Origin of the sequence: Thermococcus sp. LS2 (genome assembly GCF_012027375.1) — an archaeon.
Classification (GTDB): Archaea; Methanobacteriota_B; Thermococci; order Thermococcales; family Thermococcaceae; genus Thermococcus_B.
Map to the genome: position 1 here is coordinate 55,350 of NZ_SNUI01000004.1, position 20,202 is coordinate 75,551.

Below are 20,202 nucleotides of genomic sequence, written 5' to 3' on the forward strand. Positions count from 1 at the left end.
GATGTTTCCTCGCGAGGAAAAATTTATCCGCGAAAAGCTTGGAAGAGAGCCTAATGAATTGGAATGGGCAATGATTGAAGTAATGTGGAGCGAGCATGCCTCATATAAGTCAAGCCGCCAATGGCTTAAGCTTTTACCTACTAAGAACGAGCACGTGATTTTGGGTCCGGGAGAAGACGCTGGTGTTGTAAAGTTTGATGAGAACACCGCTATAGTCGTTGGAATTGAAAGTCACAATCACCCTTCTGCCGTTGAGCCCTATGGTGGAGCAGCAACAGGCGTTGGGGGAATTGTAAGAGATATCCTCTGCATGGGCGCTCGTCCTATAGCTTTACTCGACCCAATTCGCTTTGGACCTTTGGAGAAGGAACGCAATAGATATCTTTTTGAGTATGTTGTCAAGGGAATAGCTGATTATGGAAACAGGATAGGAGTTCCTACTGTTGGCGGCGAAACGGAGTTTGATGAGAGCTTGGACGGCTATACATTAGTGAATGTTGCGTGCATTGGTATAATGCATCCCAATGAGTTAGTCCACAGCTATGTAACTGAGAGAGGTCTGCTTTTAGTTTTAGTTGGGAACAAAACTGGAAGAGATGGCATTCATGGAGTGACTTTTGCAAGTGAAGAGCTCAGCGAAAATGCCGAAGAAGAGGATCGCTCAGCAGTCCAAATTCCAGATCCTTTCACTGAAAAACTTTTAATTGAAGCAACTCTCGAGGCAGTAAAGACTGGTAAAGTTAAGGCCCTCAAAGATTTAGGCGGCGGAGGCTTAACTTGTGCATCCTCAGAAATGGCTGGAAAGAAAGGCTTTGGTGCAGTCATTTATGCAGATAGAGTGCCACAGAGAGAGCCGAACATGAATGCAATGGAAGTAATGATTTCAGAGAGCCAAGAAAGAATGCTCTTCGCTATTAGAGAGGAGGATTTGGAAGAGATAACAAAGATTTTTGAAAAATATGAACTTGAGTGGACAGTTGTTGGAGAGATAATAGACGAGCCTAGGTTTATTGTCTATTGGGGCAAAGAAAAAGTTGCTGATTTGCCGATTGATATACTAACGGAAGTTCCGACTATTACATGGGAAACTAAGCCCTACAACCTTGAAAAAGATGTTAAAACACCTGAAATAAGCGTTGAGGAGGCATTTCTTAGAGTTCTTTCAAGCCCAAACATCATAAGCAAAGAGTGGGTTTATAGACAGTATGACCATGGAGTTCAAGGTAGAACAGTTTTAAAACCGGGCTTAGATGCGGCTGTATTAAAAATAAACGATGAATACGGCTTAGCTTTTGTGAGCGATGGAAATCCAAGCTACTGCTACCTGAACCCTTATCACGGTGCAATGACTTGTGTGGTTGAAGCTATAAGAAACTTGGCTTCCGTTGGTGCTAAACCTTTAGCTTTAGTTGACAACTTAAACTTTGCCTCCCCAGAGAGACCTGAGGTGTATTGGGGCTTCATCGAGACGATTAAAGGTCTCAGAGATGCGGCAAATGCTTTTGGATTAGCTTATGTTAGCGGAAATGTGAGCTTTTACAACGAGGTCAACGGAAAGCCTATAAAGCCCACCCCTGTCGTGGCGGCTTTAGGAAAGGTCAAGCTTGAGCACGTGACGACAATGAACTTTAAAGATGAAGGTAATTTGATTGCCGTGGTTGGAGTAACAAAGAAGGAATTGGGAGGAAGTGAGCTCTACAGGGTTTTAGGCATTGAAGGTGGAATCGCCCCAAAAGTCGACCTTGATAGGGAAAAGAAAAACATTGAGGGAATTCTAAAGGCAATCGAGCTGAAGCTGGTTAACGCTGTCCATGACGTAAGTAGAGGAGGTTTGGCAGTAGCTTTAGCTGAGATGGCAATAGCGAGCGGATTGGGCTTTGAGGTTGATATAAGTAGAGTGCCAGTGGAAATGGCGCTCTCGCCATTAGAAGTGCTGTTTTCAGAAAGTCAAGCTCGCTTTATAATCAGCTTTGAAAAAGAGAATCTTCAAAAGCTCAGGGAAATTTTCAAAGACTTTGCGGTCATTGGAGAAGTGAAGGGAAAAGAACTGATTTTCACAGACAATGAAACAGAAATCATAAGAATAAGTTTAAAAGAGGCAGACAAAATTTACAACTCACTTCCAAAGCTTTTAGGCGAGTGATTTTCTTTTTCACTTTCCAATCGGATAGTTTGGAGCTTCGTTTGTTATGAAGATGTCATGTGGGTGGCTTTCCTTGAGTCCAGCTTGCGTGATGATTACAAATTCTCCTTTTTCTTTCAGCTCCTGAATGTTTTTCGCTCCAACGTAGCCCATTCCAGCTCTTAAGCCACCGATGAGCTGATACAAAACCTCACTAACACTTCCCTTGTAAGGAACAACGCCTTCAACTCCCTCTGGGACGAACTTCCTTGTCTTCATGTGACCTTTCTGGTAGTATCTTTCTGCCCCTCCTTTCATCATTGCTCCCAGAGAACCCATTCCTCTGTACTGCTTGTATTTCCTTCCATTTATGATGACCTCTTTACCCGGCGCTTCTTTTGTCCCTGCTAAGAGGTTACCAAGCATTACAGCATCAGCTCCAGCTGCAATTGCTTTCACTATATCGCCGCTGTACTTTATTCCTCCATCTGCAATGACCCTAATTCCGTATTCTTCTGCTCTGTCTGCAACCATCGCTATTGCCGTTATCTGCGGAACACCAACTCCGGCGACTACTCTTGTTGTGCATATGCTTCCGGGTCCTATTCCAACTTTAACGGCATCTGCAAAGGTTAAATCATCAACTGCCTTTGGATTTGCAATGTTTCCAACTATTAAGTCAGCATCAACTTTGGCTCTTATTTCCTTCATGGATTCAATTGCCTTGAGATTATGGGCATGAGCAGTGTCAATAACTATGACATCGACACCTGCTTTGTCTAGTGCTAAAGCTCTCTTCAAATCAAAAGGTCCAACTGCAGCTGCCACTAATAGATCGCCGTTTTCATCTCTCACAGCATTCTTGAACTTCTTTCTCAGAACAAGGTCGCTCATCGTTATTAAACCAATAAGCCTGCCTTCTTTGTTTATAACTGGTAACCTGTCAATTCTGTTTTCTACCATTATCTTCATAGCTTCTTCAACGCTTATGTCCTCTTCAACTGTTATCACGTCCTCAGTCATTATGTCCCTGACTTTCTGCCCTTCCTTCGTCGCGATATCTTTCTTGGATATTATTCCAACAACCTTTCCGTCTTGAACAACTGGAAGTCCATCAATGTCGTGCTTCTCCATTAAGAACAGTGCATAGTCCAAAGTCTCATCTGGGCTTATGGTTATGACATCTTCAATTATAAAGCGCTCCGCTCTCTTGACCTTTTTTACCATCTCAACTTGCTCTTCTATGCTCATGTTTCTGTGAATTACACCTAAGCCTCCTTCCCTTGCCATTGCTATTGCCATCTCCCATTCTGTAACCGTATCCATCGCTGCGCTCAGAATTGGGATGTTGAGTCTGATGTTTGGCGTAATTTGAGTAGAAACGTCAACGTCTTTGGGCTCAACCTCAGTTGCTTGGGGAATCAACAGAACATCATCAAAGGTGTAGCCCTTAATTGCATTGACAAGTTTTTGTTCAAATTTCCCCATAATTCCTCTTCCTCCATCCCCTTTTTAACATGAACTTGATAAGGGATTTTTAAGGTTTTTGTCTACAAATTAGAGACTTATGAAATTTCTCAGAAAATAAGGAATTCGTGAAAAATGAATCAACTGTTTGAGTTTCAATGCAAAGCAATTTTTAGTGGCAGTTTTTTAACATAATTGATATTTCTCGAAGGTTTTTGCACAGTTTGTCAACTTTACAAAGGTAAAGCTTATAAACCCGAGGCGATGCTTAGGAATGAACATTCCTTCGAGGTGGAGACAATGAACAAGACAAAAATAATACTTGCCCATATAGCACCAATCGCAATCGTCTTAGTCTTGCTGGCACTTGCATGAAGATCTGACAATCACGCTCATTATTCATTCCAAATTTTTGTCTTTTCTCTTTTCTATTCCATCATACATTAAATATCTGACAATGAATTTGCCAAAAGATATAATAAACAACCAGCTTATCCTTTAGCGGTGGTTTCCATGGTAAGGGGGGAGTACGAAACCAATTAGAAAGGAGATTAGAAAAGCCTATTCTGAAGTGGAGATTTTGGAAGAGATTTTAAGAGAAGGAATTTATTGGGCTTTTATGGGCCGTCCGTTTGAGGTGCTGCCGTTTTTGAGGGGCAAACTTTTGAGTGAAGCAGCAAAACTCAATGGTGCAAGTGAAGATGCAAGACTTGAAATTGAGAGACTTTTGAAAGAGCTAGAAGGGCTTTACAAGGAAATCAGCATGTCAGAAAAAGTCAGCGAAGAACAGATAAAGGAAATTCTGGCATACAGAGAGAAACTTGTCAAAGTTGTATATGGTTGAGGTAGGTTTATAACCTTCTCTCTTCTATTATTCTTGGGATGATGATGGAGATTTCGCCCGATGGATGAGGACACTCGCATGGGCTGACCTCTCACTTGAATTCTTATTTTGGCATCCCTTGGATGCTCTTACTTTAAAATCAGCGTTGTTTAGACAGTAATTTAATTGGGAAAGAGAGAATCAAAAAGGACATACAAACCTTGATCAAACTTCGCCTTCGCGAAGTTTGTTAGAGAAAGGTTTATAAACACTCTCCATGAACAGCCTAAGGAACTTCACGATAATGGGATTAAAAACCCCGCTTCTTGGAGGTGTTAGAAATGGAGGCTGTCAAGATACCCATCTGTACATCATGTGGAAAGGAAATAACCCCAAGAGAGCACGCGACACACTTCATCTGCCCCAACTGTGGGGAAGAGATAATCTGGAGATGTGAAAGCTGCCGCGTGTTGGGGGCAACATACAAGTGCCCCAAGTGCGGATGGGTAGGACCATAAAGAGGTGATTTAAAATGAGTGATTTCAACATTGTTGGTGTTATTAAGGTTATGCCCACAAGTCCAGAAGTTGATTTAGACAAGCTTGAGGAAAACATAAAGAAGGCAATTCCAGAGAAGTACGGCTTCGTTAAGATTGAGAGGGAGCCAATAGCTTTCGGTTTGGTTGCCCTCAAGGTTTACGTCCTTGCCAAGGACGAGGAAGGCTACTCCCTTGACGAAGTTGCTGAGGCATTTAGAAAGGTTGAAGACGTTGAGAGCGCTGAGGTAGAAAGCGTTTCAAGAATTTGATTCTCTGTTCTTTATCTTTTATTGTACTGTCGTGTGGTAACCGTAAACTGTTTTAAGTTCGTTTGTTAATTAATTACATTTTCTCTTGAAAACCTCACCCTTTGGGGCGGGGAGGAGGTCAGAGGATAAAGCTAAGGTAAATTTTGAACTGAACGATAAACCAACTGAGATACTCCTAGATCCAAACGAATGGATGATAAATATAAACAAGAAGGAAAAAATTGAGGGAATTGAAGTTGTTGTGAATTAATTAAGTTTGAAACTCTAAAGGGACAAATTCAGCCCTAATTTAGGCTTTTTCAGATTATCAATGAACTCTCTGAGTTCTTCTGGAACCCTATTGTAAACTTCTTCAAATTTGTTCTCCTCGCTGAGCTTGAACTTTGCAAGCTCTCTCAAAGCTTCAAAGAAAGTTTTATACTCCTCATCCTCTTCAAAGGCATTCACGAACACATCCAATGTGTCTTTAAGCTCTTTGTAAAGGCCTTCATCAAAGAGGCTCTTTATAAAATCAGTGACTGTCTCAAAAGTGTATCCGAAAAGCTCCTCATCTTCTTGGGCTTTTAGGAGGGCTTTGCTCAAAGATTTAAATGTACTCTTGTAATCGTCCCTGCTTGAGTAAATCTCTGCTTCAACGAGCCTTGCGTTCACTTCAATCTCTTTATCCCTCGGACTCTTGAGGACCTCTCTTATGAACTCTTCAGCTTTCTCATCTTCTCCCTTCTCATAGTAGAAGTGAGCCAAATCGATTAGGCTTATTAGGTAGTTCTTCTCATCTCCTAGTTCTTCAAACAGTTCTCTCGCTCTATCCATGAGCTCAATTGCCTTATCTAAATCGCCGAGCTCTTCGTAGTTTATTGCTATGTGTGCCAAGGTTAATGCTTCCTCTTTTTTGTCCCTTCTTCCCCTTTCCAGCTCTAATAATTGTTCATAGACTTCTATCGCTTTATCGGGCATGCCGAAGTGCTCATAAGCATCTGCCAGATAATACAGCGCTTCACTGTACTTCTCTTCATCTCCCCTATATTTTTCTGCAATCTTCCTGTAGACTTCAATACCTTTTTCAACCTCATCAAGGTGTGCGTAGATGTGTGCAATCTCATGGGCGAGCTCGTAGGCTGATTCGCCTTCGCATTCTAAAGCTAGTTCTTCAAGTTTTTTGAGCAGTTCTCTAAGCTCGTCTTCTTTTTCAATCCTTTCGAGGTAATCGTCAAGGTACTCGAGGACTGCTTCACAATCCTTCCTTTCTAAAGCTTTTTCAAACTCCTTCACCTTTCTCACCAAAGAAAAGTTTAATTTTCATAGGGTTAAAAACCTATGGTAAAGTAAGGTAAATTTGTTGCTCTCTTTCTTCTCATCTAGGAGAATTAGTATGTTCGATGATGGCTTTTTAAGAAATCGGGAGATAAAGTTGAGCTGAAGTTTATCGAAATGTTAGAGGTAGTAAAGCTTAAAAGAAGGATAATTTCTGAATTATTTGAACTTTATGGGTCAAACTCCTTGAGAGATTACTAAAAGGAAGAGTTTCGAGGTCAATCAATTTGAAATAATCTCTCTTATCACCAAATAATAAATATAGAAAGAAATTGTCGTAATGACAAGATTCTTGAAATCTGAAAATTACAATAAAAATTCATGTAAAATATGTCCTGTCATTTTCCCAATATCTACTGATTTTTATGTTATTTTCTACTGATTAATCTAAAAAGGTATTGTCAACTAATCATTGTAGTAATAAGCAACTGTTTTAACCTTCAAAAGCCTCCGTAGATGTTGGATATTTTATCCAAATAATTGGATGGTGAGGAACATGACTGAGAGCGTTGGGTTTGGCAGCATTGAAGAATATGCAAGATGGAACAGTTTAGATGTCCTTGAGAATGCGAACCGCTATCCAGGTCCTACTGGCTTCTTTGCCTACATAATGGAGGAAGCCCTGAAGGAGCATCTCGCGCTCATACCTAAGGAAGGTCGAGAAGCCCATTTTCACGGAGATATCTACATCCACAAGCTTCCCTACAGCCTCTACATACCGTACTGCACTGGACACAGCACAGCGAGGCTCCTTGAGAAGGGATTGAGAACACCTACAGTAATCTCAAGACCAGCCAAGCACTTTGACACCTACGTTGACCATATAGCCAACTACCTCATAACGATGCAACACTACTTTAGCGGTGCTCAAGCATTATCGAGCGTTGAGTGGTATGCTGGACCATTCATCAGAAAAGATGGACTGGATGACAAAAAGATTCAGCAGCACATTCAAAGACTTGTCTTCAACTTGAACTATCCAAGCAGGATTGGAATGCAGTGCCTCTCAGAGGACACTCTAATACTAACCCCGGAAGGATGGAAAAGATACGACGAGATTAAGGTGGGGGATGTTATATACACCTTTAATTTAGAAACAAGAACGATTGAACCAAAAGTTGTTCGTCACATTTTTGTTTCTCACTATGAGGGAAAGATGTATAGGTTGAAGAACAGAACCCAAGACCAGATCATATCACCCCGCCATAGGGTTGTTAGAAAGGTCTTCAACAGCGATGGCAAATATGTACTGGAGCCAATAGAGGATGTCCTTAAATTAAAGTCTCCTGTACCGATACCAACACCAGCCGCCACAGAATTTGAAGGATATGGCGTGGATATTGAAGATGAATGGATAAAATTATTGGCATGGATACTCTCCGAGGGAAGTATAGAGAGGGGAAAAGAATCACACGTGAGGATAACCATAGTACAATCCGACAAAGCACATCCCATGTATTTTGAGGAAATAATTGAGTTGCTCAATTCGCTTGGCTTAACATACTCCATTCAAGAAAATCCTGGGTGGGGATACGCTAAGTCAATACGTCTCAATGCGGAATCATCAAGGAAAGTCCTTGAAAAACTCAAACTAAGAGACAAGAAGCCCCCTAAGTGGATGTATATGATGAACCGGGAACAGGCAAGGATATTCATTGATACTTACATCAAAGGGGATGGTTTTAGAGAAAAGGGCAAGTCTAGGCTTCGGATAACCACCACGGATGAGGACATTAGGGATGTCATTGTTGGTGTAGGGGTCATTGCTGGGTACAATGTCTCAGTTAGTGAAAGAGAACCGCATCCTCCCTCCAAGAGGAAGCAGTACATTATAACTCTAACCGAAACTAAACATGAGTATATTCAGACTATTGAAGAGATAGAGTATTCAGGAGTTATTTGGTCAGTTAACACAGAAAACGAAACAGTAATAGCTATGAGGAACGGGAGTGTTTTCATAACTGGAAATACCCCGTTTACCAACTTCACTGTAACGCTTGACGCTCCCAGGAGGATGCTCGAAGGCGACTGTGCCATCTACGCCGGGAAAAAAGTTGAGCCCTTGGGGGAGTACGAGAATGAAGCAAAGAGGTTCATAATTGCTCTTACAAATGTCCTTAAAGAGGGAGATGCAATAGGACAGCCATTTACGTTTCCGATTCCAACACTCATGGTTACAGCGGACATGCTCTGGAATGATCCAGAAGTGTTTGAGGCAGTGTTCACAACAGCAGCCAAGAGGGGAAGCTTTTACTGGCTTAATACTAACGTTGTTGATCCCGATGCAAGCTATGCTATGTGCTGTAGAATAGCTATAGACAAGACAGAAATGCAGTTTGCTTTTGGTGTTTCTGAGAAAAGCGTTGAGGAAGAAGCCATAGAGAGACTTGAGCGCCAGCGCTTTGGAGGATTATGGGCTATGCCTGATGTGACTGGTTCTGTGAACGTCACCACCATCAATCTCCCAAGGCTTGCGCTTAAGGCAAAAGGCGATGATGACAGGTTCTGGGAAGAGTACGAGCGTGTTTTAGCTGTCGTCAGGACAACGACGGACTGGTTCAGGAACAGATATATGATGCTGATTAAGAACTACCCCGCTATGTTTGAGATGATACATCGCTATCTTGAGGAGTTCCCATCAAGTCACTTCAATACTATCGGAATCCTCGGCTTGCCAGAGGCAGTTGCTATTTACCTGAATGAGCCTGACCTCTGGATTGAAGGAAGTAGAAAAGACTGGAAGGAGGCAGCAGAGCTTATGAAGAAGATGGTCGAATTTGCAACAGCTAAAGCGAGAGAGTGGATGCGTGAGAGTGGAGTTCCATGGAACGTTGAGGAAATTCCAGGAGAAAGCGCTGCAGCAAAGCTTGCAATAAAAGACTTGAGAGAGTTTCCAGAGCTTAAAGATTATCTCTACGATGCCAGCAATCCAATTTACTCAACGAGCATAGCTCCCTACTATGGTGCACTTGAGCTTGCTGATAGAATCATGGTGGAGGAGAGGGTTCAGAGGAGCTTTACTGGTGGAGTCATGATGCACATCTTCCTTGGAGAAGAGCCGGATCCAGAAGCTTTAGCGAAGCTGACGAAGAGGCTTATGAAAACAAACCTCGTCTATTGGAGCTATACTCCAGCCATTACAGTCTGCAACACCTGCGGTCACTCGACAACGGGCTTGCATAGTCATTGTTTAAAGTGTGGAAGCGAGGACGTCGAGATATGGAGCAGGATTATCGGCTATTACAGGCCTTTAAAGAACTGGAACCCCTTCAGGAAAAAGGAGTTCTGGACGAGGAGACACTATAGAGAATAGTCCTTTTTCTATTTTTTAGTTATCTCAGGGAGGTGATACAATGCTCATAAGTGGCTGGAAATCAATTAGCATGGTTGATGTTCACGGAAAAGTAACCTTTACTCTCTGGCTCTGCGGTTGCAACCTCAAATGTCCTTTTTGCCACAACTGGAAAATTGCCGATAGGTTAGACTGTCAAAAGCTTGACAAGGAAAAACTACTCGAAGATTTGGAAGCATCAAAGTTTTTAATTGACTACTTTCATGTGACTGGAGGAGAACCTCTGCTCCAGTGGCGCTCTCTGCGCGAGCTGTTTTCGGAAGTTAAAGAGCTGAGGATTGATATTAGCTTGAACACGAACTGCACTCTGAAGAAGCCTCTGGAGAGATTAATTTCTGATGACATCATTGATCATATAGCAACTGACTTGAAAGCCCCGCCTCAAGAGCTCTATGGTCTTCCACCTTACGCTTCTGAGAGGCTCTGGAATCTCTTTTTAGAAAACTTGGAGATGATTTCAGATTATGGAATTCCGCTCGAGCTGAGGATTCCGGTTCCGAGAAACATCACTGGGATAGAGAGGTACATCGAACAGGCAATTAAGAGGCTGAGGTACGATGATTTCTATGTCGTCGTGAATCCCCTTTTGGGCTTTCCGATCACAAGTCCGAGAAGCGCTGAATGGAGCAGAGAACACTGCAATCCAAGTAAAGAAGAGATTAAGAGAATTTTAGATTTTATTAAATCCTTTGAAATTACGGTTTTTGTTAAATCTTGCTATAGGTATAAACCGAAAAATTTATAAATAGTCCAAAGGAACCTATAGATGGAAACAACAAATTGTGAATAAAAGTTCTTGTGGGGTAATTTATAAAATTAAAGGAGGTGGGCGGAGATGGCCCAGCTCGCAGGACAACCAATCTTAATTCTCCCCGAAGGAACCCAGAGATACGTTGGTAGAGATGCCCAAAGGTTGAACATTCTTGCTGCAAGAATTGTTGCTGAGACTGTTAGAACAACCTTAGGACCAAAGGGTATGGACAAAATGCTTGTTGACAGCCTTGGTGACATCGTCATTACCAACGATGGTGCCACTATTCTCGATGAGATGGACATCCAGCACCCAGCTGCAAAGATGATGGTCGAGGTCGCAAAGACCCAGGACAAAGAGGCTGGTGACGGTACAACCACAGCCGTCGTTATTGCCGGTGAGCTCCTCAGAAAGGCTGAAGAGTTACTCGACCAGAACATTCACCCAAGCATTATAGTCAAGGGTTACACAATGGCTGCCGAGAAGGCACAAGAAATCCTCGACAGTATTGCAAAAGACGTTGATGTCAATGATGAGGAGACACTCCTCAAGGCAGCTATCACCTCAATCACCGGAAAGGCAGCTGAAGAGGAGAGGGAGTACTTAGCTAAGCTTGCTGTTGATGCAGTCAAGCAGGTTGCAGAGAAGGTTGGTGACAAGTACCACGTTGACATTGACAACATCAAGCTCGAGAAGAAGGAGGGTGGAAGTGTTAAGGACACCAAGCTCGTCAAGGGTGTTGTAATCGACAAAGAGAGAGTCCACCCAGGAATGCCAAAGAGAGTCGAGAATGCAAAGATTGCACTCATTAACGACGCAATCGAGGTCAAAGAGACAGAGACAGATGCTGAGATCAGGATCACAAGCCCAGAGCAGCTCCAGGCATTCCTCGAGCAAGAGGAGAGAATGCTCAAGGAGATGGTTGACAAGATCGTTGCAACAGGAGCAAACGTTGTCTTCTGCCAGAAGGGAATTGACGACTTGGCACAGCACTACTTGGCCAAGGCTGGAATCTTGGCAGTAAGAAGAGTCAAGAAGAGCGACATGGAGAAGCTCGCAAAGGCCACAGGAGCAAAGATCGTCACAAACATCAGAGACCTCACACCAGATGACCTCGGTTATGCAGAAGTTGTTGAGGAGAGAAAAGTCGCTGGCGAGAACATGATCTTCGTTGAGGGCTGCAGGAATCCAAAGGCAGTAACAATCCTCATCAGAGGTGGAACAGAGCACGTCGTTGATGAAGTCGAGAGAGCAATGGAGGATGCAATCAAGGTCGTCAAGGACATCATTGAGGACGGAAAGATCGTCGCTGGTGGTGGAGCAAGCGAGATCGAGCTCGCAGTGAAGCTCGACGAGTACGCTAAGGAAGTCGGTGGAAAGGAGCAGCTCGCTATCGAGGCATTCGCTGAGGCACTCAAGGTCATTCCAAGGACACTCGCAGAGAACGCTGGACTTGACCCAATCGAGACACTCGTTAAGGTCATTGCAGCACACAAGGAGAAGGGACCAACAATCGGTATTGACGTCTTTGCAGGAGAGCCAGCTGACATGTTCGAGAGAGGTGTCATTGAGCCAGTGAGAGTCAAGAAGCAAGCAATCAAGAGCGCAAGCGAAGCAGCAATCATGATCCTCAGAATCGACGACGTCATTGCAGCAAGCAAGCTCGAGAAGGAGAAGGAAGGCAAGGGCGGAGACACTGGAGGAGAAGACACTGAGTTCTGATCTTTCTAATTCTTTTTGAGTTTTTCAATCTTTTCCTCAAGTCTCTTCAGCTTCTCCTTGGCTCTTCTCAGCTGGGCATTGGCTAAGTCAACTATTTTTGCGATATATTCTTCACTCACCCAAAGTACACCATTTTCTCCAAGAGGGACGTCCATTCTCTCTGTTGAGCGTATTTCAACTACAAGCTTCTTGTGGCTGATGCTTTTAATGTTTGAATGCTTGAAGCCGCAGTTTATTGCCAGATTTAAAAGCTCAACAGCATCTTCTAATGTTTTGGCAGAAACGTGAATTATCGGGCTGTGAAGCATGAACCAGAGCATTCCTGAATTGTGCTTTTTGATTGCTGTCAAAACCTCTTTAAGAGAAACTTCTCTGTGCCACTTGCCAAGCCATTCAGCGTTAACCTTATCTCCAAACTCCGGCATCTGCATTACGGTTATCCTTCCGGAGCATGAAGAGGTTGTGAAATAATTTGAAATGGAGTTTATTTTCTCCAAAAGAGGTATTATGTCTTCATCAACTAATCTTTTTTCTAAAGCCTCTTTCAAGCTTTCCATTGCTTTTTTCTTCTGCAACTCAAAGTTTTTTTCATAAAGGAACATGGAGGTAAGTTTGTAAACACCTTTAAAAAGATTGACCTTGATATATGAGCTTTAAAAATTAAAAGAAAAGTGGAGATCACCCTGAAGCGGTTTGGACTGCTAGGTCTGCTCTTACTATGCCATAACCGTAAAGTACTGAGTCTCCCATGTCGTCTGCTGTAGTGTGTAAGATTCCTCTAACTGTATCTGTTGTTGAATCATCCTCTGTTCCAACTGGAAGGACGATTCCGTTGTTATTGTAGTATACTGCTTGGATTAATGCGACTACTCCGCTAACGTGTGGAGCTGCCATTGAGGTACCGCTGAGCGTTGCGTATGTGTCATCTGGGTATGTGCTTAAGACGTCAACTCCTGGGGCTGCTATTTCTGGATTCCTGTTGCTCCAGTCGGGGACTTGATCCTCTATGTCAGTTGCTCCAACTGCTATGACTTCTGGGTAAGCGGCAGGATAGCTTGGGTTGTCTGCTCCTTCATTTCCAGCTGCTGCAACTAAAACCACACCATAGGTGTATGCTGCCTCTATAACGTCCCAAAGGGCATCTGGAGGTGCATCTCCACCAAGGCTCATTGATATTACTTCTGCTGCATCGTCGTCTGGGTCTCCAACAATTATGCCATCATCATCTGAGTCAAGGACACCATCTGGACCAAGTAAGGCCTGCTCAATTCCGAGAATTAAATCACTCCACGAACTTATGATGCCATTTCCTAAAACCTTGATTGCATAGATCTCAACTTCAGGTGCCGCTCCAACGACGCCAATGTCGTTGTTTAAAGCAGCAACTGTCCCTGCAACGTGAGTTCCGTGGCCATTCCTATCCTTGTAGAGCGCAGGATTTGTAGAAACTTTTCCTCTAACAACACTAACTGCCCATGCAATGTTGTCTGCTAAGTCTGGGTGGTCATAGTCAATTCCAGTATCTAGAATTGCGACTTCTATTGTGCCATTTGATTCTCCAGTGGTTATGTTCCAAGCCTCAGAAGCGTTAATTCTGTCGATACCCCATGGGATTGTCTGTGGTGGTTGTGGTGGCTTTGGTTTTCCTACTCCGGATGGCTTGCCTAGGAGGTAAACTTCACTGTCATACTCAACCTTCTTAACTCCTCTAACTGCTCTGAGCTTTTTTACAGCATGTTTTGGAATTTCGACAACAACAGCCGAAATAATTTTGTAGCGTATTTTTACTTGTCCTCCAACATCATCTATGGCTCTCTCATCAAAGCTTGATTTGTCTATTGTTACTATAACTCTCACCTTTTCTACAGGCTCTGCCATTGTTACTCCAACGTACGAAAAAACTACTAAAACAATCAATAATGTGGATATAATCTCTCTCCTATTCATTTAGATCCCTCCATATACTAAAGTTAATATTTAAGTTGATATATATGTAGTTCATCCTCAAACTATATAAAGTTTTACTGCTTTATTATTTTTATTTAGAGCAAAGTAATATTTGATATTATTCAAAGCACAAAGAAAAGTATTGGGAAACGTTCTTTCATTGGTTGAGTTGCATAAAGAGACCTTCCTTCTTAACAAACTCCACAAACCTCTTGTAGGTTGGATGTACACTTAAAGTCTCGCTATCCCCAATAGCTATTAATTTGCGCTTTGCCCTTGTTAGAGAAACATTGAGCCTCCTTAAATCAGTTAAAAACCCGAGCTCACCTTTTTTGTTAGAGCGAACAAACGAAAGAATAATAACTTCTTTCTCTCTTCCTTGATATCCATCAACAGTTTTTACTTCAATTTCATCGTTTTCTAGGAGTGAGCTTATCAAATCTCTTTGGTCATCGTAGGGTGTTATGATGCCAATCCATTCAGGCTTAACTCCCATTCTTAACAGTCTCCTTACTATCTCCCTAACGAGCTTTGCTTCCAGCGGATTCTCCCTTGAAAGCGAGCCTTTTCTTTGTCTTTCCAATTTCTCTGGATGTTTAGATGTGTCAACAAAGACTAAGGGTTCTTTTGGGTTTAGGATTGAATCCCAAGGCTCTCCAAAATGGAAAACTCTAATGCCCAAATCGAGCAAAGTTATGTTTTTAACGTCATCATAAGCTTTAATTTTCCCATTGTAGAACTCCTTGCTTGGGAACTCCATGAGCCTTTCATTCATTCTGTACTGGATTTCAAGCATCTTTGCTTTTGATGGATAGAGTTCAATGAGCTTTTCAAAGAGAGTTTCGCTTAGCTCCTTTGCATCCTCGCTCAAAATCGTTGGGGGTAATTGTTTGTGGTCGCCAGCTAAGATGAACTTATCAGCTTTTGCTATGGGAATTAGAACGCTTGGAATTGTTGCCTGAGAAGCTTCATCCACAACAGCGACGTCAAACTTAACATCTTTTATAAAGTCAAGGGCTGCCGAAGAGTTTGTGCTCAAAACAACATCAGCTTGTTCTATTATCTCTCTTATTATTTCCTCCTCAATCTTTTTAGCCTCATCATACAGCTTCTGGACTTTTTCATTGAAAATCAGCCATTGAGCCATTGACTTTACAACCTTTGCTGGGACTCCTCTTGCTCCGATTCCTCTCTCTGCGAGCCTTAGAATTTGCCTATCTGTAAGACCTCTCCGCCATTGGGGCGTTGGTTTTGTATATTGGTCTCTAAGCATTGCTAATCTTTCAGCCTTGTTTCTAAGCTCTCTTACTCTTCTATACTTTTCGTGGGCTTCAACTTGATAAGCTAATGTTGACTCCTTTAGGTGCTTTGATACCCTAGAAGGATGTCCTAAGCGAACGAGCTTAACCTTCCCCCATAAGCGCTCGACTAGATTATCAACAGCTACGTTGCTCTCCGCAGTTGCCAAAACTTTCTTTCCTTTCTTCACTTCTTGGAGGATAACTTCAGCGATTGTCCTCGTCTTTCCAGTGCCGAAGGGACCATGTATCAGGAAGAAGTCCTCACTTCCTAGAGCTAAGCTTACAGCCTTCTTTTGGCTCTCATTCAGCTGCTTATCAAATGGCTTAAATTCAGACTCAGTACTTTCTTTAGGTTTTTCTAATCCGAGGACAAATCTCAATGCTCGTTTTCCGCTTTCGCTGAGCTTTTCAAGGTTTTCTATCTGCCTCTTAAAGGTTATATCGTTAGCATATAAATCAACTCTAACGTTTCTCAAGGCCCAAGAAGGAACTGTTTCAAGAGCAACAACGAGAAAGCGCTTTCCCTTTTCAGTTACAGTTCCAATTAAATCACTCGCTAAGGGATTTCCCTTGCTTATCACAACCAAATCTCCAACGCTGATTTCAGTCTTTAGTTCCTGCTTTCTGCCGTATTTAACGAGTTTGTATCCGAACTCTTCACCGATGATTTTCCCATTTAAGCCTAGAACAGCTCTTCCTACTTTTTCTCTCTCATAGCCAGTTAGCTTTCTCATCTCTTCTCGCATAGCTTCTATCTCTGCCTCTCGCTCAAGCTCGACGAGCTCTTTGAGATGATTAATATATCGAATTAGGTTCATTCTGCTCACCAATTTTTGAGGTCTTTATCATGTTAATCTGAGGTTATTTAAGTTTAAATAATTCAGTGGTGCATAGAACTCAAAATTCCCTATCCAAAGATAAGCCAAACTTAACTCCGCAGAAAAGTTGTTTTTGGTGGGCCCGCGGGGCTTCGAACCCCGGACCTCCCGCTTATCAGGCGGGCGCTCTAACCAGGCTGAGCCACGGGCCCTCTTCGCTGGTGCCCCGGCCGGGATTTGAACCCGGGTCGCGGGATCGAGAGTCCCGCATGATTGACCGGGCTACACCACCGGGGCGTCGATCAATCCTAAGCTTTACCAAATTTATAAATTTTTCGGTAATACCATTTCGCAGTACCTTTTAAATGCTTTGAAAAAATAAATTAAATTTCAAAGTCTTATCTCAAGGTTATTCAGTTCATCATTCGCGGATTTTGTTATTATTGCTCTTATTTCGTTTCCAATTTTCTCAATTTTAATGATAGTGCTTGCCAGCTCCTCAAGAAGTGGGAGCACGCCAAATTCGATGGCATTTATCAGACTGAGGTTCACGAAATAAAATGCTATCCTCTTTTTATTTCCTATCCATGATAAGAGATTGTTAATGTTTGTGATTAGTTCTCTTTTGCTATCAGCTAACATGAACAGCTTTTCTATACCTAAAACAACATTAATAATCAATTTTTCAGAGTTTTCAAAGATAGGTCTCGCTACCCTTTCATATTCCATCCACTGTATAGCAGATTCCTTGAGGGTTATATGGCCAACAACGTTTCCGACTTCCAGTCTGCCCCCCTCTTTTATCACCAATGCTTCATTAAGCGAACTTGAATCAAGATCTGCTAGCTCTATGTTCACCTTGTATATATACAAGGTGTCTAGGATATCATCAATAACAACTGGATAATCCTTACTTCTGGCCCATTGAACTAAACTATAAAGTCCTTTACATGACATAGAGTCTGATGGATGTTCTATAAGTACAGTCTCCCCGCGTTTTAGTGCGTTCCACAAATCTTCAAAACCTGCCTTATACATACCTAGCCACCTCATATATTTTAGCAACAGTTATACATATTAATTAGAACATTTTTCAACTTTAATACTTTTTGGTATATATTTAGCATATCGTAAAAAACTTACGATATATTCCAAATTTTTTTTAATACTTTTAGTCATCAGTAGTAGGGAAAACACGCATAATAGGGGTGGAGTTAATGCCATATGTTCCAAATGCTAAAATCATTATTCCTAAAAAGAAGCCGAGAAATTTAGACGAGCTTTTGGAATTACTATTTCCTAATCACCCTGAGAGGCAGAGGTTGGCTAGATTTTTATTAGAGAGGATTCACAATGCTGAGATGAAAAGGGATGGACTCCGAGCAGAAGAGTGGCTGGAGCTAATCCTAGAATACCTTGGTAGTGAAGAGCTGATTTGCTATTATCGAACGCTTGTCAAGAAAAAAACATCTAGGACCGAGATCCATAGGAGGGTTGAGGAGAAGGCAAAGGAGTTGGGTGTTCCCTTTGGAACTACAAAGACCAACTATAATATCGTTGTAAAGACACTCCAAAATGCCCGAATGATATACAAATCAAAGAACTATTACAAAACCACAAAAGAATTTAGCGAACTGCTTTGTGAGATAGCTGAAGTTTGGAATGACTGGCTAGCTACTGGCTAGCTCAATGACATTCTCTTTTTTCAAGCCTCGTCTTTTAGGGTGGGGGAGGTCAGTTTGAGGAAAAAGCCAGTTAATAAGAAGCTCCACGATATGGCGTTCGATTATTAATGAGAAATGCGAAATCAGGGATTTGAAATTTGAGAAAGGCTTAGTTGGTGGATATGCAAAAATACATAGACAGAAGGATAGTGAGGGACACCCTATAGAAAGTGACCTACAGCGGAGTTTCACCTTGAAGCAAAGCTCACATCTCTATCACAAACCCTTACAACTCTGGGTAAGTTGCAGGATTTGTTCAGATATGGGCTTTGAATCGAGATGAAGCTTTCGCCTTGATCTCTCCCTATACGGTGCCCCTCACTATATACTCACACTTAACATATATAAACCTTTCTAGTTTTTAATTCTTGTTTTAATTAAAGTTTTAAATTTAAAATAATAAAAGGCAACTTTGGAAAATAATAAATTCTTGGAGATATTAAAGGGGCCAAGTAGAGGAAGGAATATTTATAAAAAAAACATTAAAGTACTCTTTAATAGTCACATCAATTATATACGGTGATATGGATGTTGGACATGATCCTTGATGGTATTGAACTTATAACAATAATAGGTCTTTTTGTTATTCTAGTCTTGGCAGTGAACTTTAGAGGACGATTTATTGAGAAGTATCCTCAATTGAAAAAGTTTTATGACATTATCTTAGCCAGCATAACTCTCGATTTTGTGTCAGAGTTCTTTTATCTTCCGGATTATGTTGCCCTTCCTCTTAGTGAACAGCAGCTTGAAGAAATCCAGCTGATTGGGGATTTAATTTATGCATTGTCTGTTTTACTGTTTATAATTGGATTTGGCTGCCTTTTCTCAACACTCTTGAAGAAATATGAGCTAATTCCCGTTGTCATGGAATTTAAAGAAGAAAAAATGAAGAGTAAAGCTTTGAAGCAAATCTCACCCGGGGTTTATTTGTGCAATAATGAAGGGGAGTGTTATCTCCTGTTTTTAGAGCTTCTTAAAGAAAGGCCCGGATTGATAGTTTCCAGAAAACCTGCAGCTATTATTAAAAAGAAATTTGGACTAAAAGAAACCCCAATATTGTGGCTTAGCAAAATTGAGGGCAACAACACGATTTATCCCACTCGGTTAAATTATTTAATGCATGTTCTAATTGATTTCATGAAAAAGGAAAATATTCCAAAGGTTATCTTGTTAGATGGGATAGAGTATTTGATTTTAGAGAACGGCTTTGATGCAGTGTTTAAGTTTCTAACCAAGCTTAAAGATTATGCGATTATAAATAATGCAGTAATTTTAGTTCCAATCATCAAAGATGTACATGATGAGAGAGAAGTTGCCTTAATTACGAGGGAGTTCTCAAATATTCGTGATATCGGTAGTTAGCAGCATGTGTGGGTCTTGTCTTTGAACAAATTAAAGAAAAAATCTAAAGCGGGATCTCCAGCCCGTCTAATGTACTGCTCATTGATTTTATTACTAAGAGTCGTTTTTCCTTCCCTGTTTTTTTAATTTTAATAATCGTGCTTGTTAACTCTTCGAGAAGAGGGAGTACTCCAGACTCCAGAGACTCTATCACACTGAGATTAATGAAATAAAAGGTAAGCTTGTTTCTATTTCCCATTTGGGATAGAATATTGTTTATGGCATTGAGAATTTCCCTTTTGGTATCGGTTAGTATGAATATTTTCTCTAGTCCAAGGACAATATTGATAATAAATTTATCGGATTTCTCAAAAATCTGTCTTGCTATTTTTTCATAGTTGCTCTGTTGTATAGCAGATTCTTTGATTCCTGTACGACCAACAGCATTTTCAATATCTAACCTGCCCCCCTCTTTTATGACCAATACATCGTTGAGTAAATTCAAATCAAAACCCGCTAATGTTAGGTGGGTCTTGTATACATATAAAGTGTCCAATATGTCATCTACAACAACTTGATAATTCTTATTTTTAGCCCATTGCACTAGATTGTAGAGCTCGAGGTATGGCGTAGCATTTGAGGGATATTTTATCAACACAATTTCTCCATGTTTCAGCGAACTCCATACATCCTCAATATTCATACCATACAT

General features: G+C 41.5%; 17 protein-coding genes, 2 tRNA genes and 1 pseudogene. 11 read left to right on the forward strand and 9 right to left on the reverse strand.

The annotated features are described in order from the left end of the window. The first annotated feature begins 1 nt into the window (after window position 1). Window positions 2–2,143, forward strand: a complete 2,142-nt coding sequence (purL, locus tag E3E24_RS06835; RefSeq protein WP_167915750.1) for a phosphoribosylformylglycinamidine synthase subunit PurL — start codon at window positions 2–4, stop codon at window positions 2,141–2,143. A gap of 9 nt (window positions 2,144–2,152) precedes the next feature. On the opposite strand, the gene guaB is transcribed toward purL, so the two are convergent. After that, a complete protein-coding gene (gene guaB / locus E3E24_RS06840; RefSeq protein WP_167915751.1) occupies window positions 2,153–3,610 on the reverse strand; it encodes an IMP dehydrogenase in 1,458 nt (485 codons plus the stop codon). A gap of 559 nt (window positions 3,611–4,169) precedes the next feature. Here guaB and E3E24_RS06845 point away from each other — a divergent pair. The 4 genes from E3E24_RS06845 (at window position 4,170) to E3E24_RS06860 (ending at window position 5,470) form a co-directional block, all read left to right on the forward strand. Continuing rightward, a complete protein-coding gene (locus E3E24_RS06845; protein ID WP_167915752.1) occupies window positions 4,170–4,433 on the forward strand; it encodes a hypothetical protein in 264 nt (87 codons plus the stop codon). A 320-nt stretch (window positions 4,434–4,753) separates the two neighbouring features. Continuing rightward, the gene (locus E3E24_RS06850) at window positions 4,754–4,930 is read left to right on the forward strand and encodes a zinc finger domain-containing protein (protein ID WP_167886980.1); all 177 of its coding nucleotides are present in this window, start codon (window positions 4,754–4,756) and stop codon (window positions 4,928–4,930) included. Window positions 4,931–4,944: 14 nt separating this feature from the next. Beyond that, the gene (locus E3E24_RS06855; RefSeq protein ID WP_042682533.1) at window positions 4,945–5,220 is read left to right on the forward strand and encodes an elongation factor 1-beta; all 276 of its coding nucleotides are present in this window, start codon (window positions 4,945–4,947) and stop codon (window positions 5,218–5,220) included. A gap of 85 nt (window positions 5,221–5,305) precedes the next feature. Continuing rightward, window positions 5,306–5,470 (forward strand): hypothetical protein, encoded by a 165-nt coding sequence (locus E3E24_RS06860; protein WP_167886979.1) that lies wholly within the window; start codon window positions 5,306–5,308, stop codon window positions 5,468–5,470. A gap of 14 nt (window positions 5,471–5,484) precedes the next feature. Here E3E24_RS06860 and E3E24_RS06865 read toward each other — a convergent pair whose 3' ends face one another. Continuing rightward, on the reverse strand, window positions 5,485–6,501 hold the full coding sequence (locus E3E24_RS06865; protein ID WP_167886978.1) for a tetratricopeptide repeat protein: 1,017 nt from the start codon (window positions 6,499–6,501) through the stop codon (window positions 5,485–5,487). A 529-nt stretch (window positions 6,502–7,030) separates the two neighbouring features. Between E3E24_RS06865 and E3E24_RS06870 the strand changes: the two genes are divergently transcribed. The 3 genes from E3E24_RS06870 to thsB all read left to right on the forward strand — a co-directional run bounded on the left by E3E24_RS06870 (window position 7,031) and on the right by thsB (window position 12,359). Further along, on the forward strand, window positions 7,031–9,847 hold the full coding sequence (locus E3E24_RS06870) for an anaerobic ribonucleoside triphosphate reductase (protein ID WP_167886977.1): 2,817 nt from the start codon (window positions 7,031–7,033) through the stop codon (window positions 9,845–9,847). A gap of 40 nt (window positions 9,848–9,887) precedes the next feature. Beyond that, on the forward strand, window positions 9,888–10,631 hold the full coding sequence (locus E3E24_RS06875; RefSeq protein ID WP_167886976.1) for an anaerobic ribonucleoside-triphosphate reductase activating protein: 744 nt from the start codon (window positions 9,888–9,890) through the stop codon (window positions 10,629–10,631). Between the two features lie 90 nt (window positions 10,632–10,721). Continuing rightward, window positions 10,722–12,359 carry a thermosome subunit beta gene (thsB, locus tag E3E24_RS06880; protein WP_167915753.1) on the forward strand — a complete coding sequence of 546 codons (1,638 nt, stop codon included), beginning with the start codon at window positions 10,722–10,724 and terminating at the stop codon, window positions 12,357–12,359. Window positions 12,360–12,364: 5 nt separating this feature from the next. On the opposite strand, the gene E3E24_RS06885 is transcribed toward thsB, so the two are convergent. From E3E24_RS06885 to E3E24_RS06910, 6 genes are all read right to left on the reverse strand, one after another. Further along, a complete protein-coding gene (locus E3E24_RS06885; RefSeq protein ID WP_167915754.1) occupies window positions 12,365–12,961 on the reverse strand; it encodes a hypothetical protein in 597 nt (198 codons plus the stop codon). A 76-nt stretch (window positions 12,962–13,037) separates the two neighbouring features. Next, a complete protein-coding gene (locus tag E3E24_RS06890) occupies window positions 13,038–14,306 on the reverse strand; it encodes a S8 family peptidase (protein WP_167886973.1) in 1,269 nt (422 codons plus the stop codon). Window positions 14,307–14,463: 157 nt separating this feature from the next. Then, the gene (locus tag E3E24_RS06895) at window positions 14,464–16,425 is read right to left on the reverse strand and encodes an IGHMBP2 family helicase (RefSeq protein WP_167915755.1); all 1,962 of its coding nucleotides are present in this window, start codon (window positions 16,423–16,425) and stop codon (window positions 14,464–14,466) included. 134 nt (window positions 16,426–16,559) lie between these two features. Next, window positions 16,560–16,637, reverse strand: a tRNA-Ile gene (locus E3E24_RS06900). A 7-nt stretch (window positions 16,638–16,644) separates the two neighbouring features. After that, a tRNA-Glu gene (locus tag E3E24_RS06905) sits at window positions 16,645–16,722 on the reverse strand. A 93-nt stretch (window positions 16,723–16,815) separates the two neighbouring features. Next, complete coding sequence (locus E3E24_RS06910; protein WP_167915756.1) at window positions 16,816–17,463, reverse strand: DUF257 family protein; 648 nt, start codon at window positions 17,461–17,463, stop codon at window positions 16,816–16,818. A 179-nt stretch (window positions 17,464–17,642) separates the two neighbouring features. On the opposite strand from E3E24_RS06910, the gene E3E24_RS06915 reads away from it, so the two are divergent. The 3 genes and pseudogenes from E3E24_RS06915 (at window position 17,643) to E3E24_RS06925 (ending at window position 19,511) form a co-directional block, all read left to right on the forward strand. Further along, window positions 17,643–18,110 carry a hypothetical protein gene (locus E3E24_RS06915; protein ID WP_167886970.1) on the forward strand — a complete coding sequence of 156 codons (468 nt, stop codon included), beginning with the start codon at window positions 17,643–17,645 and terminating at the stop codon, window positions 18,108–18,110. Between the two features lie 70 nt (window positions 18,111–18,180). After that, window positions 18,181–18,288, forward strand: a pseudogene (locus E3E24_RS12865) (NDP-sugar synthase); the annotation flags it as partial. A 389-nt stretch (window positions 18,289–18,677) separates the two neighbouring features. Continuing rightward, a complete protein-coding gene (locus E3E24_RS06925) occupies window positions 18,678–19,511 on the forward strand; it encodes a DUF835 domain-containing protein (RefSeq protein WP_167915757.1) in 834 nt (277 codons plus the stop codon). Between the two features lie 43 nt (window positions 19,512–19,554). Here E3E24_RS06925 and E3E24_RS06930 read toward each other — a convergent pair whose 3' ends face one another. Further along, window positions 19,555–20,202, reverse strand: coding sequence for a DUF257 family protein (locus E3E24_RS06930; RefSeq protein ID WP_167886968.1), 648 nt, complete (start codon window positions 20,200–20,202; stop codon window positions 19,555–19,557).